The following is a 17,846-nucleotide window of genomic DNA, read 5'->3' on the forward strand; positions in this document are numbered from 1 at the left end:
AGCGTCGACGGCGTGGAAAGGAGATCAGCGATGCCTGTCGCGATCATCACCGGCGCGTCCCGAGGGCTCGGGCTCGCGCTCACCGCCGGGCTGGCCGAAGCCGGCTGGCGGCTCGTCGTCGACGCCCGGGGCGCCGGCGAGCTGGCCGCCGCGGTGGCCCGGTTCGACCCGGACCGGGTCGTCGCCGTGCCCGGCGACGTCACCGACGGCGCACACCGGAACGCCCTGATCGCCGCCGCCGACCGGCTCGGCGGCGCCGACCTGCTGGTCAACAACGCCGGCATCCTCGGGCCCAGCCCGCAGCCGCCGCTGGCGGACTACCCGCTCGGCGCGCTGCGCGAGGTGTACGAGGTGAACGTGGTCGCGCCGCTCGCGCTGATCCAGCTCGCGCTGCCGGGGCTGCGGGCCCGCCGCGGCGCGATCGTCAACGTCACCTCCGACGCGGCCGTCGAGGGGTACCCGGGCTGGGGCGGGTACGGCTCGGCGAAGGCGGCGATCGAGCAGGCGAGCCGGGTCCTCGCCGCGGAGGAGCCGGCGGTGCGGGTGTGGTGGGCCGACCCCGGCGACCTGCGGACCCGGATGCACCAGGAGGCCTTCCCCGGCGCGGACATCAGCGACCGGCCGCTGCCCGGGACCGTGGTGCCGGCGTTGCTGCGCCTGCTCGCCGACGAGCCGCCGTCGGGCCGGGTCCGGCTCGCCGACCTGCTCACCGGGGCCGGCCGGTGACGGCGCTACTCGACTTCGCGCTGCCCGCCGCGCTGGAGGCGCACGAGCCGCCGGAGGCGCGGGGCCGGGCCCGTGACGGGGTACGCCTGCTGGTCGGCGAGCGGGCCGGCGGCACCGTGCGGCATCACCGGTTCACCGACCTGCCGGCGCTGCTGCGCGCCGGCGACCTGCTGGTCGTCAACACCTCGGCCACCCTGCCGGCCGCGGTCCCGGTCACCTGCGGCCCGCTGACCGTCCACTTCTCCACCGAGAGCGACGACGGATCGTGGCTGGTCGAGCTGCGCCGGCGCAGCGGCAAGGCCACCGCGCCCTATCCGGACGGCGCCGAGGGCGGACGGTATCCGCTGCCCGGCGGCGGCGCGGTGACGCTGCGCGAGCGGTACTCGGCCGGACGCCTGTGGCGCGCCGACGTCGACACCGCCGGCGCCGGGTCCGTGCCCGACCTCCTGCGCGCGCACGGCAGGCCGATCCGGTACGGCTACGTGCGGCGCGCCTGGCCACTCGAGTACTACCAGACCGTGTTCGGCGTCCACCCCGGCAGCGCCGAGATGCCGAGCGCCGGCCGGCCGTTCACCCACGCCATGGTGACCCGGCTCGTGCTGGCGGGCGTCGGCGTCGTACCCGTGCTGCTGCACACCGGGGTGGCCTCGCCGGAGGCGCACGAACGGCCGTACCCGGAGAGGTTCTCGGTGCCGCCGGCGACCGCGCGGGCCGTCGCGCGGGCCCGGGCCGACGGCGGCCGGGTCATCGCGGTGGGCACGACCGCGGTGCGCGCGCTGGAGAGCGCCTGGGCCGGCCCGGCGCACGGCTGGACCGAGCTCGTGGTCACCCCGGAGCGCGGCCCGCGGGTGGTCGACGGGCTGCTGACCGGGTTCCACGAGCCGCGGGCCTCGCACCTGGACCTGCTGGCGGCGGTGGCCGGGACGCCGCTGCTGGAGCGCTGCTATTCGGCGGCGCTCGACGCCGGGTACCTGTGGCACGAGTTCGGCGACGTGAACCTGCTGCTGCCGTGACGCCGTACGGAATTGCTCCGACGGACCGATCGAACCGGGCGATTCGCTCATCTCAGCGCACCCACCGCCTCCGGCGCCACCTAATGCAATGCCTTGGTGACGGATTTCCCGTCGCATTCCACCGCGCCTGACGGGTCGTTCAACTGAGCCGCTATGGTAGTACGAATGCAGGCATTCACCGGATGCCTCACTTGCGCCTTTCAGGAGCGACCACACCATGGCAAAGACGATCGTCACCCTGCTGACCGATGACCTCGACGGCAGCGAAGCGGACCGCACCATCGAATTCGGCCTCGACGGCGTGAGTTACACCATCGACCTTTCCGAGAAGAACACCGGGAAGCTCCGTAAGGCGCTGGACCCGTACCTCGCGGTCGCTTCCCGGGTCGGCCGCAGCGGCGCCGGCGGCCGCATCCCCTCCCGCGGCGCGGCCGCCGTGCCGGCCCGCACGAACCGCGAGCAGAACCAGGCGATCCGGGAATGGGCCACCAAGAACGGCTACGACGTGTCCGAGCGGGGTCGCATCCCGAGCTCGATCGTCGAGGCCTTCCACAGTAAGCGCTGACGGGTTAACGGCATTCCGCGGTGCGCATTCCCCGGGCCACCTGCGTCTTTGCCGGCGCCGGCCACACTGCGGATCAAGGCGGCGCGCGACGCGGCCGGGTTACCGGCCGCGGCTAATGCCATCGGCGCCGAATTTCGGGTGATCGCCGGACGGCACCCTGAACCGGTTCACGATCGCCGGGAGTAACCAGCCGATACGCATTTCGCACCGGCCCCCGCCTGGCGGCTATGTGGACGCGCGCTCGCGCCGGGGCACGACCATGACCGGCCGGTGAGCAAAGTGCAGCGCGCCCATCGTGACGCTGCCGAGCAGCATCTCCCGGACCATCGAATGGCCCTGCGAACCGACGACCAACAGCGCGGCCCCGCGCGAACGGGCCGCGCCGGCCAGCGCCTCGGCGACGGCGTGCGCGGAGCGCCCGTGCCGGTGCCCGGCCCGCACCGTGACGAAGTCGCCGCCGACCTCCTCCGCGCCGGCCTGCTCCACCCGCACCCGCAGCACCTCCCGCCCGGGAAAGAGGCGCACGGCGGCCTCGTACGCCGCCTCGGCGCCCGCGGATCCGTCCCAGCCGACCAGCACCGGGCCGGCGGCGAGCGCCTCCTGCTCGGCGAGCAGCATCGGATGCGGCGCGACCAGCACCGGTCGCGGCGTATAGTGCGCGGCCACGTCCGAGACGCTGCCCAGCGCGGCGCCGGTGCCGCCCAGCCCGCGGGAGCCGAGCAGCACCAGGTCCGGATCGAACTTCTCGGCGAGCTGCGCGAACTCCAGCCCCTCGCCGCCGTAGATGCGCCGGACCAGCGGCTCGGCGTCCCACCCGGCGGCCTTGGCGAGCGTGACCCCGACGCCGGCGATCCGGGCGGCCTCCCGCTCACCCTCCCGCTCGATGGCGTCGACGAAGTCGTCGACGTGCCCGGTGCCGGCCCACAGCCGCCGGCGCAGCGTCTCGCTGGCGAACGGCGGGCTCCACATGTGCGTCATCCAGGCACGGGCCTGCGGGAACAGCGCCGCACCGACGTCGATGACGGCGCTCGCCGCCGGAGATCCGTCATAGCCGACGATCGCGCACACGGTGTGCGGTCGAGCGTTCACGAGGCCTCCTCGAGTGGGGGCAAGCCTGCCGGTGCGGGACCGTGCCTCCGCTTTCGGCCCAGTCGCGCCGATAGCGGACAGAGCCCTTCTCCAGTCTCCTTCTCGAGATCTGAAATGACGGCGCCTCCCTCGTCGGTCCGCGCCATCAAAACGTGTGATGTTATTACAAAAGGGTGCTAATGCTATCGCACAGTTCCGGGTGCGCGCCAGCAAGTAATCCCAGGCCGGAGCCCTCCCGGTCGGACCAATCGAACTCACCACGTCGTGCACGCCGCCGAAATCCGATCCGGCCATTGAGGACGCCGGCGACGCTTTGTCCACCATGATGAGTCGCCCGGTCACCACCGGGATACCGCAATTCCAGGCCACCATCGACCCGCGCGCAATGACCGCCTCGCCGCCGCCACCAGCACGCCGGGGGCGGCGGCGAGGAATGCTCGGGAGTCGCTCAGCCTGCCGCCGGTGTGACGGTTCCGGCCGCGCCGTCCACCGTGACGAGTTGGCCCGTGGTGATCTTCCAGGTGGCGCCGGGCACGCAGATCACCGCCGGGATGCCGTACTCGCGGGCGACCGTCGGCCCGTGCGCCATGACCGCGCCGGTCTCCGTCACCAGCGCGGCGGCGGTGAGGAACAGCGGGGTCCAGCCGGGATCCGTGGTCGCCGCGACCAGGATGTCGCCCGGTTCGATGCGGGCGGTGGCCGGGTCGTGCACCACCCGGGCCGGGCCGGTCACCCGGCCCGCCGACGCGCCGACGCCGCGCAGCGCGCCGTCCGGATCGGCCGGGGCCGGCAGCACCGCCTCGACGTCCGTGCCGTCCGACAGCAGCGCCACCGGTACCGCCCGGCGGCGCAGCTCCCGCCGGTGCACCGCGCGCCGGTCGGCGACGGTCTCCCGCAGGTCGGCGCCGGCGTGCACGGCGTCGTGCGCCTCGTCGAGGGTCACGAACATGATGTCGTCCGGCCGTTCCAGCCGGCCGGCGGCGGCCAGCTCGGCGCCGACGAGCAGGAGCTGCCGGCGCATCTCGCGCAGCGGATAGAGGCCCGCGAACTTGCCCGCCTCCCGCAGGCCCGCGAGCGCGCGGGCCCGGCGCAGCAGGAACCCGGCGATCCGGCCGCGCACCGGCCGGCGGCGCCGGGCCCGCGCGACCAGGTCGTCGAGGGCGGCCTCGGCGGTCGCGGCGGCCCGTTCGAAGCGCCGGTCGGGGGCCTGGTCCGGGTCCGTGACCCGGAGACAGTTCGCGATCATGGCGAGGACCGGCGTGGGATCCTCGTCCCACCGCGGCACCCCGAGGTCGACCTCGGCGACGCCGCGGTGTCCGTACGCTTCAAGGAACGCGGCCAGGCCGATCTCCGGGAGCGTGCCGGCCCGGTAGCGGGTGGCCAGGTCCTCCGGCGGCGTGCCGAGCAGCAGCTCGCGGTGCTCACCCGCGCGCCCGGCGAGCCGCCACAGCGCGAGGTCCATCTCGATGGTGACATTGTGCGGCATCCCGCCCATGACAATGTGGATCTCGTCCGGCCCGGCGATCCCCCGCAGCAGCCGCTCGGGCAGCGCGGCGGCGATCATCCCGGCGACGATCGGCCAGGTGATGTCGTCGGCGCCGTCCCCCGCGCCCCGCTCCTGAACGAACGCCAGCCGGTCGGCGGCGCCGCGCAGCTCGCCGGGCGCGGCCGACCCGAGCCGCAGCCGCTCGACCGCCCGGAACGCCCGCGCCCGCGCCGCGTCCGGCCGGGCCAGGCTGCGCACGATGCCGCTGACGGCGCGCACCGCCGTACGAGGGGAAGGTGCCGCGCCCGGACCGCTCGGCCCGGCTTCCCCGCCGGGCGCGAATCGCGGGTCGGCCAGGACATGCTCCATGGCCGCCTGCGCCCGCGGCCCGAAGTCGACCGCCATCAGTCTGACCAGCCGCTTCCGGCTGGCCGGGCGGCGCGCCAGGTCGGTGAGATCACCGTAGAGGCGCCCGCCGATGTCGACGATCTCCGCCCGTACGCCGAGAGCCGCGAGCATCCCCGCCACCTGGACCTTGAGGGTCGACATGCCCATCGGCGTGACCGGCTGCAACATGCCCTGGACGTGCCCGAACTCGAAGTAGACGCGCGGCTGCGGCTTGCCGCTGGCGGGCGGCAGCGGGAACAGCGTGGTGATCGGCCGCGACTGCAGCAGCCAGAGCGTGCCGTCGGCGTCGATCGCCCACTCCACGTCCTGCGGGCTGCCCGCCCGATCCTGCAGCCGCTCCCCCACCGCCCTCAACTCGGCCAGCCGTCCCGGCGGCACACACCCGCCGGCGTCCGGCTCCCCCGCGCCGAGGACATAGTGATCCACCCCGGCGGCCCCCTCGACCACGAGGGTGCCGGGACCCGGCGCGGCGTCGACCATCATCTCGGCGCGGCTGCCGGTGAGCGGGTTCGCGGTGAACAGCACGCCCGCCGTACCGGCATCGACCATCCGCTGCACGACGACCGCCATCCGCACCGCGTCATGCTCGATGCCGTGCGCGTCGCGATAGGCGACCGCGCGGGCACTGTGCAGCGACTCCCAGCACTTCGCGACCGCGGCGAGCAGCTCGTCGGCGCCGGTGACGCCGAGAACGGTGTCGTGCTGCCCGGCGAAGCTCGCGTCGGGCAGATCCTCGGCGGTCGCGCTCGACCGCACCGCCACCGGCCCGGCGCCGAGCCGCGCGTACGCGTCGAGGATCCCGGCCTCGGGCAGGACCCCGATCCGGTACGCCTCGGTGGTGACGCAGAAGCCCGGCGGCACCTGTTCGCCCTGCCGGATCAGCTCGGCCAGGCCGGCCGCCTTGCCACCGACCAGCGCCGTCATGCCTGCGGTTATCTCGGACAGCTCGATCAGATGCATCGGGACCCCAGTCTTTTGCAATACGACTGCAACGCATCCCACCGTAGCCGATGCGGCACCGGACCAGCCACCCGAGCCGGGGCTGCCGGATCCCGACCTCGTCGGCGGTGCGCCCATCCCGGAGCGTTCGGAACGCGCTTCTGCATCCGCCCCGACAGGCGTGTGGGGGTTCGGCGGCGGACTCGAGGGGCCCTGACATGGGTCGCGAAGATCGCCGCCACCTGCGGTCACGGCCTCCCGGACTACGGCGCTCCCGGCCTTGCCCACGGGACCGTGCGGCCGGGTTGTCGACCCCGCCACAGCACTCCGGCGGGCGCGCTATCGACCACACGCCAGCCCACCGGCCGACCACCATGACCCACCGGCCAGCCGAACCGTTGAGCCCCTGGCCATCGGGCTGGTAGCTGCCACGGCCCACCGGCCAGACACGCTATCGACCACACCCCGGACCACCAGCCGAGCGCGCAATCGACCCACGCCGACCCGGCGGAAGGCCGGGCCATTGAGCCCACCGCGACCCGCCAACCGGGTGTACCAACACACCTTCCCTGGCGCACCGACCATTCAGGCCAGCGACTTGACCACGCTTACCGGTCCCCGGTGTCACGCTTCGAGCGATCCGGTGCGTCGCGATCGCTCGCGGTGGCGTCTGCCGCCGTGCTACCGGACCGCCGGAGTCGCGGGCACCAGCCCGGCACCGCGCGGCGGTAGGCCTCGTACTCGGGTCCGTAGACGCGCGCCAGGTGCGGCTCCTCGTACAGCTTCACGAATCCGTACATCGTTGCGCCCGCCAACAGGGTATACACCACGAGCACGGCGCGGCCGAGGATCAGGGCCTGGCCGACGATGACCAGGAGCACCGCGACATACATGGGATTTCGCACGAAACGGTACGGGCCACGGACCACCAGGCGGTCGGTCTGCGCGACCGGGGCCGGGGTGCCCGCGCCGTCCACTACGAACCGCACGAACGCCGGCACGATCACCAGGAGACCGGCGAGGATCATGAGCACGCCGAGTCCACGCACGACCCAGTGCGGCGTGGCCCCGGCCTGCCACCCCGTCAGAGCCCAGGGCAGCAGGCCCGCGACCGTGCCCGGCGCGAGCGCGAAGAACAGCGCGCCGCCTCCGGCGGCGACCCCCCGTTTCATGTCGCCACCTCAGAATCCAGTCGCTGTCCCATCGCTCCTCCGATCCATACGGTGCCGTATGGTTGGACCATACGGTAGCGTACGGACCATGTCGAGACTGAGCCGGGAACAATGGGCGTCCGCCGCCCTGGACGCACTGAGCGGCGGCGGCCTGGCCGCGGTTGCGGTGGAGCCGCTGGCGACCCGGCTCGGCACCACGAAGGGCAGCTTCTACTGGCACTTCGGCGGCCGGGAGGAACTGGTCCAGGCCGCGTTGCAGCTGTGGCGGCAGGCCAGCACCACCTCGATCATCGAACGCCTGGAGTCAGGCGACGCGCCCGCCGCCGAGCGGCTGAGACAGCTCTTCACCCAGGTGTTCGCCCCGCAGGCCCGTACCGATGCCGACCTGGCGCTGCTCGCGGACGCCGACCACCCGCTCGTGGCGTCGGCCCTGGCCGACGTGACCGAGCAGCGGCTGGGCTACATCACCGCGCTCTTCCGGGAGCTGGGCTTCCCCCCGGCCCGGGCCCGGCGCCGGGCACTCCTGGCCTACAGCGCCTACCTGGGCCAGCTCCAACTACTGCGCACCGCCCCCGACCTGCTGCCGAAGCCCGGCCCGGCCCGCACCGCCTACGCCGACGACATCCTCGCCGCACTCCTCACCGACCAACCCGCGAAGCGCGCCTGACTCCATCCCTGACGATCAGGCCAGGCAGCGCGCCGAGCGATGGAGCGACGGCCCCGCATCGCATGGGCACCGGCGAATCCCGGAAGACCGAAGCACGGCCACGTGGCTCTCCAGGATTCAACGCGCGCCGCGCGATCCACCCCACCTCATTTCACAAATTTCCGGCGCGCTGAATCGACTCGAAATTGAGCAACGTCTGGCCCGGCATTAGGTATCCGAGCCCTTGACGGCATTCACCGACAGCCGCGACCGCCCTCCATTAATTAGACTCAATTCTAATCGCCAAGTTGGCATGATCGACATTGATCGGGAAGGGACAATCGTCGGCCGGTCCAGGATAATGAATACATGGGACAGCTCCAATTCTTCAGTCGCGGCGAATTGGCCGCCATGCGTGACCGCACCGCATCCCGCAACTATTCCCCCGAACGGGACAGATTCCGCCGCGATCACGAGCGACACCGCAAGTGGGGCCTGACACAACGCCACGCCCGACGTCTGCGCCAGCTCCGCGACCGACACGATGAACCCGCCGCGCCAGCCCCGGCCGGGCCGCGCACAACGAGCCCGCAACCGACTCGGCCGGCCGGGCGCCACTCGGTGGAACAGACACCACACCCGACGCCGGATCCCACCATCTCGACCCGCCACGATCCGTCGCGGCGCCGCGGCCGGCAGCGCGCCGCACCCACAGCCCGAGCAGAGCCCGCCAACGCGCACCGTCCGGCCAGCATCACCAATCAGACGGAACCCTCCGAGACACCGCGGCTGGACGAGGCCACCGACCGGAGGGAACCGGCCAAGGCACACCCCGAGATACGCGACCCTAGGTTCGTTCGGCCGGCCGGCAAACGGCGCCGCCACATGCAATCCGAAAGTCGATTGACGGCCATGGCAAGGTCGTCACATGTCGATCATTATTAGGGCGCTGGACGGCGCAGATGCCGAGAAGGTCGTCTAATTCTTCCTGCGAGCCTGGGCTCCCGACTTCGAATCCTTCGCGAAGGTACTCGGAGGATATCTACAAACGCGTCTATCCTGATTGGCTCACTTCTCGGGTACGCGACGTAACTCGAACCTAACGGAATCACGCCGACACAGAACCTATTTGATTCGTCACCGTCATATCGCGGAGGTCTCTGCGGGCGGATGACATGCTGCGCACCCTCACGAGCACGGCAATCGCGGATGAGAGAGGCCACGGACAGCGCATTTGATGCTGGCGTCGAGTGATGGCGGTCCGAGCCGGGTGACACATCCCGGCGGCCGGGCGGCGGCGGGTGGGTTCAGGCGCCTCGGATGAGGCGGAAGGATCGGTGTAGGTGGACGGCCCAGACCGTGAGCAGTTCCAGGACTACGTGTAGTCGGCTTTGCGGCCGGTCGTCGACGCTCCAACTACTGATCACCAACACGACCCGAATTCTGTGCGGTCCGCGGGGCGTGGACGGTAGCGGTAACGCAGCAGCCCGGGTGCAGCGCCGCCAGCGAGGAGCGGTGACCCAGAGGGTCCGGCACATGCCACTGGGTGAAATGCGACGCGGATTGGGCCACGGGGCCGTTGCGAGACCGGCCGCGCGGATGATCCAGCGGCGCCGGCATCGTCACGGACGCGGTCGGGGTCGCGTCGTCGGGCATGGGCCTCGGCGGGCCGAGCGGGTGGGTGTGCCGAGACGAAAGTGCAGGTCAGGTGGGATGTGGTCAGGATAGGCGGGTCGTCAGCGGGATGGTGTTGTAGGCGCGTAGGACGAAGGTCGGGCGGCGGACCGGGTCGGCTGTCAGGGACAGGGTGGGTGCGTGGTCGAGCAGGGCGGCGAGGGCGGCCTGCAACTCGATGCGGGCCAGGGGTGCGCCGAGGCAGAAGTGCAGGCCGGCGCCGAAGCCCAGGTGTGGGTTCGGGTCGCGGCCGACGTCGAAGGTGTCCGGGTCGGTGAAGGCGGCCGGGTCGCGGTTCGCCGCGCCGATCAGGGCGGCGACCTCCGCGCCGGCCGGGATGGTTGCGCCGGGTAGTGGTACGTCGGCGGCGGCGGTGCGGACGAACAGGTGCAGGGGTGCGTCGTAGCGGATCATCTCCTCGGCCGCGGTCGGTAGCAGGGTGCGGTCGGCGCGGAGGCGGGCGAGTTGGGCGGGGTGGCGGAGCAGGGCGACCACGCCGCCGCCGAGGGTGTTGACCGAGGCCTCGTGGCCGGCGTTGAGCAGCAGGATCGCCGAGGCGACCAGTTCGTCGGCGGAGAGGCGGTCGGTGCCGTCGCGGACGGCGACCAGGTGGGAGACGAGGTCGTCGCGCGGGTCGGCGCGGCGGCGGTCGGCCAGGTCGCGCAGGTAGGCCGCGAACTCGCGGCAGGCGGTCAGGGCCGCCTCCTCGGCCTCCGCCGTCGGTGACACCTCATACATGCGTACGAGCGCGGCCGACCAGGGGCGCAGCCGGTGCCGGTCGGGGGCGGGCACGCCCAGCAGCTCCGCGATGACGGTCACGGCCAGCGGCTCGGCGAAGTCGGCGAGGAGGTCGAAGTCCGGGCCGGCGGCGGTCAGCAACGCCGCGGCCTCGGCGGCGACGGCCGGGCGCAGGCGTTCGACGTGGCCGCGGGCGAAGGCCTTGGCCACCAGCGAGCGGAGCCGGGTATGCGCGGGCGGCTCGTTCTCCATCATCTGGTGCCGGTGCAGCAGGTTGAACGGCTCGTAGAGCTCGGCCGGTTCCCGGTCGCGCCAGAAGCGGCCCAGCCGGCGGTCGCGAAGCACGGCGTTCGCCGCGGCGTAGCCGGCCGCGAGCCACCTGCCCGTCGGGGCGTGCCAGCTCACCGGTGCCCGCTCCCGAAGCCGGGCCAGCGCGGGGTACGGGTCCCTCAGGAAGTCGGGGTCGGAGAAGTCGAGCTCCACCCGTCGCACGGTAGCCGGTAGAACGCGGTCGCAGCGCCACCCAGGACGACATCGCACCCGGCGGGCACGAGGGCCAAGACGATCGCGGACAGCGCACCCCAGACCCGGCCGCAGCCGCAGCCGCCACCAACGCGAACCGGTAGGACGCGGTCGCAGTGCCGCCGAGGACGACATCGCGCCCGGCGGGCGGGCAAGCGGAGACAACCGCGGACAGCACGTCCCAAACCCGGCCGCAGCCACCGCCTTCCGGAACCGGTAGAACGCAGTCGCGGGCGCGCCGACGACGGCGTCGCGCTCGGCGGGTGTGAAATCGGAGGCGATCGCGGACGGCGCCCTGGTCGTCGCGGAGGCCGGTGGTGCCGGGGGTGGCGACGAGCAGGCGGCCGACCTTGGTGGAGACGGCGAACTCGTTGTGTGGCCGGCCGGCGAAAGGCGCGCCGAGGCGCCGCTCGGACAGCACGACGCCGTAGGGCGGCGCGGTGTCGAGGTAGCGGATCCCCGGCGACGGCCGCGGCGGACTCCTCGTCGGTGGTCTCGCGGTAGAGGCTGCCGAGCTGGTCAGGGTCCAGCTCGGTGAGCGCCGGTCAGCGGTGCAGCGGATTGTTCCTGAGGACGAGGCGGCCGTCCACGACCCGGGGCCAGGTCTGGTATCCGTGCGAGTACAGCGACCGGCCGACCCAGTCGAGGTCGTTGCGGACCGGCACGCGCGGCGTGTGGGCGACGAAGTTCGCCGCGTCGTCGGTGCTGCCGGTGCCGGTGTACCGGGCCACTGTGGGGTAGGGGTACACCGGCCGGGTGCCGCCGGTGGTCGTCGCGGCGACGATCCGGGCGGGGCGGCGGCCGCTCTCCACCCAGGCCATCACCGGGGTGAGGATGTCGAAGGTGTTCGGGCCCGCACCGCCGCCGCAGTGGGCCATCCCCGGGAACAGGTAGAGCTTGGCGAAGCGGTCTACCGTTGCGGCGCCCATCGTTGCGCGCAGGGCGTCGTAGTAGGCCAGCGTCGACCGGGGCGCGATGTGCTGGTCGTTCCAGCCGTGCCAGAGCAGCAGCTTGCCGCCGCCGCGGCGGAAGGCGCTCAGGTCGGGGTCCATGGCGGCCAGGTAGGTCGACGAGGGCAGCACCGTGCGCCAGAACGACTCGACGGTGAACGACAGGTCCGTCAGCTGGTAGCCGGGCCGCGCCTCGTTCGGATCGGCCAGGTAGCGCAGGTAGGAGAGCGCGAAGTTCTCGCTGGCGACCGTCTGGCCCGGTGTCGCCGGCACGAACAGGGTCCACTCGAGCTCCGATCCCCACTCGTGCGACACGGCCGGCTCCAGCCGGCGGCCCCGCGCGTCGACGGCGCCGTCGTGCAGCCGCCGGACGACCGCGATCTCGGCCGCCGACAGGCACGTCGCCGGGTCCTGGCCCGCCCGGCAGCGCAGGACGGCCGGATCGAAGCGGCAGAGCCGCGGGTCGTCGAGCCGGCCGTCACCGAGGCCGTCCAGGGTGTCGCACGCGGCGAGCACCGCCGCGTGTATCAGGGGCAACCGGCCGGCCAACAGGACGGAGCCGGGGTTCGCCAGTACGTTCCACGCGTGGTGGAAGGTGTTCTGCACGGCCATGTTGTTCGCGGGCGCGCCGGCGGCGATGCCGTCGAAGTCGCCGGGGAAGCGCTGCGCCGCCATGAGGCCCTCGCGGCCGCCGTCGGAGCAGCCGGTGAAGTAGGAGTAGGCCGGCGGGCGGCCGTAGAACGCCGTGATGATCGCCTTGGCCGCCTCGGCCGTCACGTGCACGCCCCGGTAGGCGAAGTCGAGCTGCGCCTGCGGGTTGCCGGCGGCCCACGAGCCGTCGGGCCGGCCCTGATGGCCCATGTCGGTGGTGGCGCTCGCGACCGTGCCGTCCGCGACCGGCGGGCAGGCCGCCGCCTGCCCGTAGTTGATGTTGGCGTTGCCGCAGAGGCCGCCGCAGCCGGTCTGCACGTAGCGCTGGGTCCAGCCGTCGACGGGCAGGCGCACGACGATGGTGTTCGCGGGCGCGACGGTGCCCCGGACCTCGCAGTAGGGCGCCGGCGCGCCGGCGGTCACGACGGCCGCCGAGCGCAGGGTGACCGGCGCGTCCGTGACGCCGCCGAGGTCGAGGCCGAGCACGTCGGCGCAGCCCATCACGGGCGCGACCGCGGGCAGGTCGGCAAGGCCACCCGAGGCGGCCGCGGGAGAGGCGGCGGCCGCGGGAGAAACGGCGACGAGTGTCGCCAGCAGAAGAGCGGTCAGAGCGGGGAGCTGTCGCACGTGTCCACCTCGTCCTTCGATCGCAGCGCGGCGTCCAGCCGCGGATAGACCCGCCGGGCGTTGCGTTCGTAGACCTTCTCGCGGTCGGCGGCGGGGAGCCCGAGCGCGTCGATGTAGCGCCTCGTGTCGTCGAAGTGGTGGCCGGTGCGCGGATCGATGCCGCGTACGGCGCCGACCATCTCGGAGCCGAAGAGCAGGTTGTCGGCGTCGATCACCTCGAAGAGCAGGTCGATGCCGGGCTGGTGGTAGACGCAGGTGTCGAAGAGGACGTTGCCCAGCACCGCCTCGCCGGGCGGCCTCCGGCCGAGCATGTCGGCGAGCCCGCGGAAGCGTCCCCAGTGGTACGGCACCGCTCCCCCGCCGTGCGGAATGATCAACCGCAGGCCGGGGAAGGTCTCGAAGAGATCGGAGTCGAGCAGCTGCATGAACGCCGTGGTGTCGGCGTTGAGGTAGTGCGACCCGGTGGCGTGGAAGCTCGGGTTGGTCACCGCGGACACGTGCACCATGGCGGGCACGTCCAGCTCCACCATCGCCTCGTACAGCGGGTACCAGGCGGGGTCGGTCAGCGGCGGCGACGTCCAGTGGCCGCCGCTGGGGTCGGGGTTGAGGTTGCAGCCGACGAAGCCCAGCTCGAGAACGCAGCGCCGCAGCTCGGCCACCGAGCGGGCGACGGGCACGCCGGGCGACTGCGGCAGCTGGCAGACGCCGGTGAACCGGTCCGGGTACAGCCCGGTCACCCGGGCGACGAGGTCGTTGCAGGCCCGCGCCCAGGCGTCGCTGACCGCCTCGTCGCCGAAGTGGTGGCCCATCGCGGAGGCGCGCGGCGAGAAGACGGTCAGGTCGATGCCGCGTTCGTTCATGAGCCGCAGCTGGCTGTCCTCGACCGACGCGCGGAGCTCGTCATCGGAGATCCTCGGGTACGGCGGCGGGCGCCGCCCCGCCAGGTGCGCCGCCTGCTGCGCCTCCCGCCAGGAGGTGTGCGCGGACGGCGCGGTCGTGTAGTGACCGTGACAGTCGATGATCATGGTTGCGGTGTCCCCTGGTCTCGCAGCTCGATGAGCAGGTCGCGGGCGGCGGCGGCGACGCGCGGCGGCACGCCGAGCGCGACCAGCTGCTCGCCGGCCGCGGTCATCTCGTCGGCGCGGCGCCGGGCGTGCCGGCGGGTGCCGTCGACCAGCCGGTCGATCGTGCGCTCGTCGAAGCCGGCCAGCTCGGCGGCGATGTCGTCGCGCAGCCACTGCGCGCAGCCGGCCGCGTCGGCCGCGGCCAGTGCCTCGACCACCGCCGCGGCGAGGCCTTTGTAGAACACGCTGCGCAGCAACTTCCGGGAGATCGCCGCCCCGGCCGGGCCAGGCAGGACGGTGACTTCGGCGCCGTAGCCGGCGAGGATCCCGGCGTACCGGACGGCGGCCTCGCCGGAGACGAGCATGGGCGTGCGCAGGCCCCGGCCGGGCACCGGCGCCATGAGCGCGACGTCCGCGACCGCGACGTCGCGGCCGGCGAGCCGCCGCGCCAGCTCGGCCTTCAGCGCCGGCGCCGCCGTGTTCAGGTCGGCCCAGATGGCGCCGCGGGCGAGCGCGGGCAGCGAGCTCTCCAGCGCGGGCAGGGCGTCGTGCGCGCTGTTGACGCTCAGCACCAGGTCCGCGTCGCGGACGGCGTCGGCGTCGTCGCAGCGGGGCAGCACCCCGGCCGGCGGGTCGGCGCGGGGGTCGAAGCCGCGCACGTCCGCGCCGGCGGCGACCAGGTCGCGGCCGATCTCCCGGCCGGCCTCGCCGAGCCCCAGCAGGGCGATGCGGACCGTCACGGCGCGGGCGGCACCACGGGGGTGCCGTGCGTGTGGAAGGTGTCGATGGTCTTCAGGCCCCAGGCCTGGCCCTTCGCCCGCTCCTCGCGGTTCCAGCTGATCGTCTTCCAGTCGGGCGCCAGGATGAGCCGGGCACCGGCGTTGCAGATCTCGACGCGGTTGCCGCCGGGCTCCCACACGTACAGGAAGAAGGTCTGTTGAATGGCGTGTTTGTGCGGGCCGGTCTCGATGTGCACGCCGGCGTCGAGGCAGACGTCGGCCGCGCGGAGGATCTCCTCGCGGGTGTCGGTGGCGAACGCGAGGTGGTGCAGGCGCCCGCGGGTGCCGGTCCAGTCCTCGGTGTAGACCAGGTCGTAGGTCTTGTTGCCGAGCGAGTACCAGACGGCCTGGGGCGCGCCGTCGTCCTTGACGATCTGCTCGGTGCAGCGCGCGCCCAGCACGTCGCGCAGGAACGCCGAGGTGGCCGGAACGTCGGCGGTCAGGTAGTTGACGTGGTCGAGCCGGCGCAGATTCGCGCCCCGGCCGGGGTAGGCCGCCGCCTGGTTCTTCAGCGCCGGGGTGTCGCTCGCGTCCGGCCGGTACCACTCGACGTCCCAGTAGAGGCCGAACTCGTGGCCGTCGGGATCGGCGAAGAGGTAGACCTCGCCGAGGTGGTGCACGTCGGCGACGACGCCGCGGCCGAGGCCGGTCGCCTCGATCCGCGCGGCGAGCCGGTCGCGGGCGCCCGGACCGGCGGCGCGCAGGTAGGTACGCCCGATGCCGGCGGCGCCGCGCCGCACCAGCCGGATCGTCCAGGACTGGTAGTCGTCCCAGGTGTGCAGGTAGACCGAGGTGTCGTCGCGGTGCACCTCGCGCAGCGCCAGCACGTCGACGAAGAAGTCCCGCGACTCCTCCAGCACGGGGGTGTACAGCTCGATCGGCCCGACGTGCGCGATGTCGCGGCTCCGGTCCGGATCATGCGTGAGGCTCATCCGATCGCCTTTCCACTGCGCGGCCAGACGAGGCCGTCGGACAACTTGCGGGCGGTGCGCACGACGGCGCTGCGGCGCAGCCGGGTCTCGGCGCCGCCGCCGTCGAGGTACAGGTGCACGTCGAAGACGCCGCTCGGGTGCTCGATGCGGACCAGGCTGCCGGCGGGCGGCGGCTCGCCCACGACGGTGCCGGCCGAGAGCGCCGCCGTCGGCGGCGCGCTCGCGACGGTGCCGGGCGAGAGCACCCCGGCCGCGACGGAGACGCCGCCGAGCACGCCGATCGCGGCGTGCACCCGGTGCGGGATGAACGTCCGGGTGGTCACCGTGCCGCCCCGCCGCGGCGGCGACACGATGGTGATCTTCGGGACGGTCGAGTCGCGGACGTCGCCGTGGCCCATCGCCGGGCCCGCCGCGAGCCGGATGGCCTCGATCGCGGACCGCAGGCCGCGGTCGCCCTCGAGCGTCTCCGGCGGTTCGTCGCCGTCGATGCCGAGGTCGGCGGCGCGAACCAGGACCACCGGCATGCCGGCGTTCACGCAGGTGACCTCGACGCCGGCGAGCTCCTCGACGAGGCGTCCGGTGGGAAAGAGCGGCGCGTCGCCGCCGGGGAACTCGAGGCGGATCCCCGCGGCGGGGAACGGGGTGCCGGCCATGAGGGTGTCGCCGTCGTACCGCACGCGTCCGCCGGGCGTGCTGACGCGGGCCTCGGCGAAGCCGACCGTCGGATTCATGATCCGGATGCGCACGCCGGTGGTCCCGTCGCGGGCCGCGACCAGCCCCCGCTCGATCGCGAACGGCCCGACCCCGGCGAGCAGGTTGCCGCAGGTCTGCGCGTCGGTCACGATCGGCCGGCCGGGCACCACCTGCAGGAAGACGTAGTCGACGTCGGCGCGGGCGTCGCGCGAGCGCCGGATCACCGCCACCTTGCTGGTGAGCGGGTGCCCGCCGCCGATGCCGTCGATCTGCCGCTCGTCGGGTGAGCCGAGGATGCGCAGCAGCAGGTCGTCGCGCTCGCCCGGGTCCGCCGGCAGGTCGTCGGCGAGGAAGTACGCGCCCTTGGAGCTGCCGCCGCGCAGCTGCATGCAGCGCACCCCGTCCATGCTCAACGCGCACCGTCGCCGGGCAGGCGGTCCACATACTCCACGCCGAGCCCGGCGAGCAGCGGACGCAGGTCGTACATGTCGAGGCCGAGCGTGCCGGCGGCGAGCCGCTCGCGCTTGGCGGCCTCGCCCGCCAGGCGCCGCGCCGCGGCGGCGGCGACCTCCTTGCCCCGGGCCGCCGGCAGGGCGAGGACGCCGTCGTCGTCGGCGACCACGATGTCGCCGGGCCGGACCAGCGCGCCGTCCGCGACGACGGGGACGTTCACCGAACCGGGGCTCGCCTTCACCGTGCCCTGCGCGTGCACGGCCCGCGACCAGACCGGGAATCCCATCTCGCGCAGGGCGGCGAGGTCACGGACCCCGGCGTCGATCACGAGGCCGACCACCCCGTGCGCCATCAGCGAGGTCGCGAGCAGGTCGCCGAACATCCCGTCGGTCGACGGCGAGGTGGTGGTCACGACCAGGACGTCGCCCGGCCGGCACACCTCGACCGCCGCGTGGATCATCAGGTTGTCCCCCGGCGGGCAGCTGACGGTGATCGCCGAGCCGGCGATCACCGCGCCGGACTGGCGGGCCCGGACCGCGGCGCCCAGCAGGCCGGTCCGGCCCGCCGCCTCGTGGCCGGCGGCGACCCCCGCGCCGCGCAGGGCGGCGATGGTCGCCGGATCGGCCCGGTCCACGGCCCGTACGACGTAGTGCGTCATGCCGCCGAACGTTACCACTATTGCCTTCACAATTGTTGACAATATCTGTAACGTCCCGGCC

At 73.3% G+C, this 17,846-nt stretch carries 14 protein-coding genes; 4 read left to right on the plus strand and 10 right to left on the minus strand.

Annotated elements, in window-relative coordinates; genetic code table 11:
- Positions 1–30: 30 nt before the first annotated feature.
- The 3 genes from ACIBSW_RS37855 to ACIBSW_RS37865 all read left to right on the plus strand — a co-directional run bounded on the left by ACIBSW_RS37855 (position 31) and on the right by ACIBSW_RS37865 (position 2,304).
- Positions 31–726, plus strand: coding sequence for an SDR family oxidoreductase (locus ACIBSW_RS37855; RefSeq protein WP_354720259.1), 696 nt, complete (start codon positions 31–33; stop codon positions 724–726).
- Positions 723–1,739: an S-adenosylmethionine:tRNA ribosyltransferase-isomerase gene (locus tag ACIBSW_RS37860; protein WP_354720261.1), complete on the plus strand. Its 1,017-nt coding sequence runs from the start codon at positions 723–725 to the stop codon at positions 1,737–1,739. Before ACIBSW_RS37855 ends, ACIBSW_RS37860 begins: the two co-directional genes overlap by 4 nt.
- A 217-nt stretch (positions 1,740–1,956) precedes the next feature.
- Entirely contained in the window at positions 1,957–2,304 is a 348-nt protein-coding gene (locus tag ACIBSW_RS37865) for an Lsr2 family protein (protein WP_354720263.1), read from the plus strand.
- Positions 2,305–2,529: 225 nt separating this feature from the next.
- Here the strand turns inward: ACIBSW_RS37865 and ACIBSW_RS37870 are convergent, their stop codons facing one another.
- From ACIBSW_RS37870 to ACIBSW_RS37880, 3 genes are all read right to left on the minus strand, one after another.
- Positions 2,530–3,393 carry a universal stress protein gene (locus tag ACIBSW_RS37870; protein WP_354720265.1) on the minus strand — a complete coding sequence of 288 codons (864 nt, stop codon included), beginning with the start codon at positions 3,391–3,393 and terminating at the stop codon, positions 2,530–2,532.
- 448 nt (positions 3,394–3,841) lie between these two features.
- Positions 3,842–6,247 (minus strand): PEP/pyruvate-binding domain-containing protein, encoded by a 2,406-nt coding sequence (locus tag ACIBSW_RS37875; RefSeq protein WP_354720267.1) that lies wholly within the window; start codon positions 6,245–6,247, stop codon positions 3,842–3,844.
- 587 nt (positions 6,248–6,834) lie between these two features.
- A complete protein-coding gene (locus tag ACIBSW_RS37880; RefSeq protein WP_354720268.1) occupies positions 6,835–7,398 on the minus strand; it encodes an isoprenylcysteine carboxylmethyltransferase family protein in 564 nt (187 codons plus the stop codon).
- A gap of 88 nt (positions 7,399–7,486) precedes the next feature.
- Here ACIBSW_RS37880 and ACIBSW_RS37885 point away from each other — a divergent pair, with 88 nt between their 5' ends.
- A complete protein-coding gene (locus ACIBSW_RS37885; protein WP_354720270.1) occupies positions 7,487–8,065 on the plus strand; it encodes a TetR/AcrR family transcriptional regulator in 579 nt (192 codons plus the stop codon).
- Between the two features lie 1,698 nt (positions 8,066–9,763).
- Here the strand turns inward: ACIBSW_RS37885 and ACIBSW_RS37890 are convergent.
- The 7 genes from ACIBSW_RS37890 to ACIBSW_RS37920 form a co-directional block, all read right to left on the minus strand.
- Positions 9,764–10,939: a cytochrome P450 gene (locus ACIBSW_RS37890; protein ID WP_354720272.1), complete on the minus strand. Its 1,176-nt coding sequence runs from the start codon at positions 10,937–10,939 to the stop codon at positions 9,764–9,766.
- A 584-nt stretch (positions 10,940–11,523) separates the two neighbouring features.
- On the minus strand, positions 11,524–13,206 hold the full coding sequence (locus tag ACIBSW_RS37895) for a tannase/feruloyl esterase family alpha/beta hydrolase (RefSeq protein ID WP_354720274.1): 1,683 nt from the start codon (positions 13,204–13,206) through the stop codon (positions 11,524–11,526).
- Positions 13,185–14,231: an amidohydrolase family protein gene (locus ACIBSW_RS37900; RefSeq protein WP_354720276.1), complete on the minus strand. Its 1,047-nt coding sequence runs from the start codon at positions 14,229–14,231 to the stop codon at positions 13,185–13,187. Before ACIBSW_RS37900 ends, ACIBSW_RS37895 begins: the two co-directional genes overlap by 22 nt.
- A complete protein-coding gene (locus ACIBSW_RS37905; protein WP_354720278.1) occupies positions 14,228–15,010 on the minus strand; it encodes a DUF1932 domain-containing protein in 783 nt (260 codons plus the stop codon). The genes ACIBSW_RS37900 and ACIBSW_RS37905 overlap by 4 nt, the downstream gene beginning before the upstream one ends.
- Positions 15,007–15,981: a VOC family protein gene (locus ACIBSW_RS37910; RefSeq protein WP_354720280.1), complete on the minus strand. Its 975-nt coding sequence runs from the start codon at positions 15,979–15,981 to the stop codon at positions 15,007–15,009. The genes ACIBSW_RS37905 and ACIBSW_RS37910 overlap by 4 nt, the downstream gene beginning before the upstream one ends.
- Positions 15,978–17,063: a PrpF domain-containing protein gene (locus ACIBSW_RS37915; RefSeq protein WP_354720282.1), complete on the minus strand. Its 1,086-nt coding sequence runs from the start codon at positions 17,061–17,063 to the stop codon at positions 15,978–15,980. The genes ACIBSW_RS37910 and ACIBSW_RS37915 overlap by 4 nt, the downstream gene beginning before the upstream one ends.
- A 20-nt stretch (positions 17,064–17,083) precedes the next feature.
- A complete protein-coding gene (locus ACIBSW_RS37920) occupies positions 17,084–17,785 on the minus strand; it encodes a 4-carboxy-4-hydroxy-2-oxoadipate aldolase/oxaloacetate decarboxylase (protein ID WP_354720284.1) in 702 nt (233 codons plus the stop codon).
- Between the last annotated feature and the right edge of the window lie 61 nt (positions 17,786–17,846).

The sequence above is a fragment of the Actinoplanes sp. NPDC049668 genome, assembly GCF_044465445.1.
Taxonomy (GTDB): domain Bacteria; phylum Actinomycetota; class Actinomycetes; order Mycobacteriales; family Micromonosporaceae; genus Actinoplanes.

Bases quoted from the DNA above. Each gene is read 5' to 3' on its own strand.
- ACIBSW_RS37855 (WP_354720259.1), top strand. From the start codon at position 31: ATGCCTGTCGCGATCATCACCGGCGCGTCCCGAGGGCTCGGGCTCGCG.
- ACIBSW_RS37865 (WP_354720263.1), top strand. From the start codon at position 1,957: ATGGCAAAGACGATCGTCACCCTGCTGACCGATGACCTCGACGGCAGC.
- ACIBSW_RS37875 (WP_354720267.1), bottom strand. From the start codon at position 6,247: ATGCATCTGATCGAGCTGTCCGAGATAACCGCAGGCATGACGGCGCTG.
- ACIBSW_RS37880 (WP_354720268.1), bottom strand. From the start codon at position 7,398: ATGAAACGGGGGGTCGCCGCCGGAGGCGGCGCGCTGTTCTTCGCGCTC.
- ACIBSW_RS37885 (WP_354720270.1), top strand. From the start codon at position 7,487: ATGTCGAGACTGAGCCGGGAACAATGGGCGTCCGCCGCCCTGGACGCA.
- ACIBSW_RS37900 (WP_354720276.1), bottom strand. From the start codon at position 14,231: ATGATCATCGACTGTCACGGTCACTACACGACCGCGCCGTCCGCGCAC.
- ACIBSW_RS37910 (WP_354720280.1), bottom strand. From the start codon at position 15,981: ATGAGCCTCACGCATGATCCGGACCGGAGCCGCGACATCGCGCACGTC.
- ACIBSW_RS37915 (WP_354720282.1), bottom strand. From the start codon at position 17,063: ATGCAGCTGCGCGGCGGCAGCTCCAAGGGCGCGTACTTCCTCGCCGAC.
- ACIBSW_RS37920 (WP_354720284.1), bottom strand. From the start codon at position 17,785: ATGACGCACTACGTCGTACGGGCCGTGGACCGGGCCGATCCGGCGACC.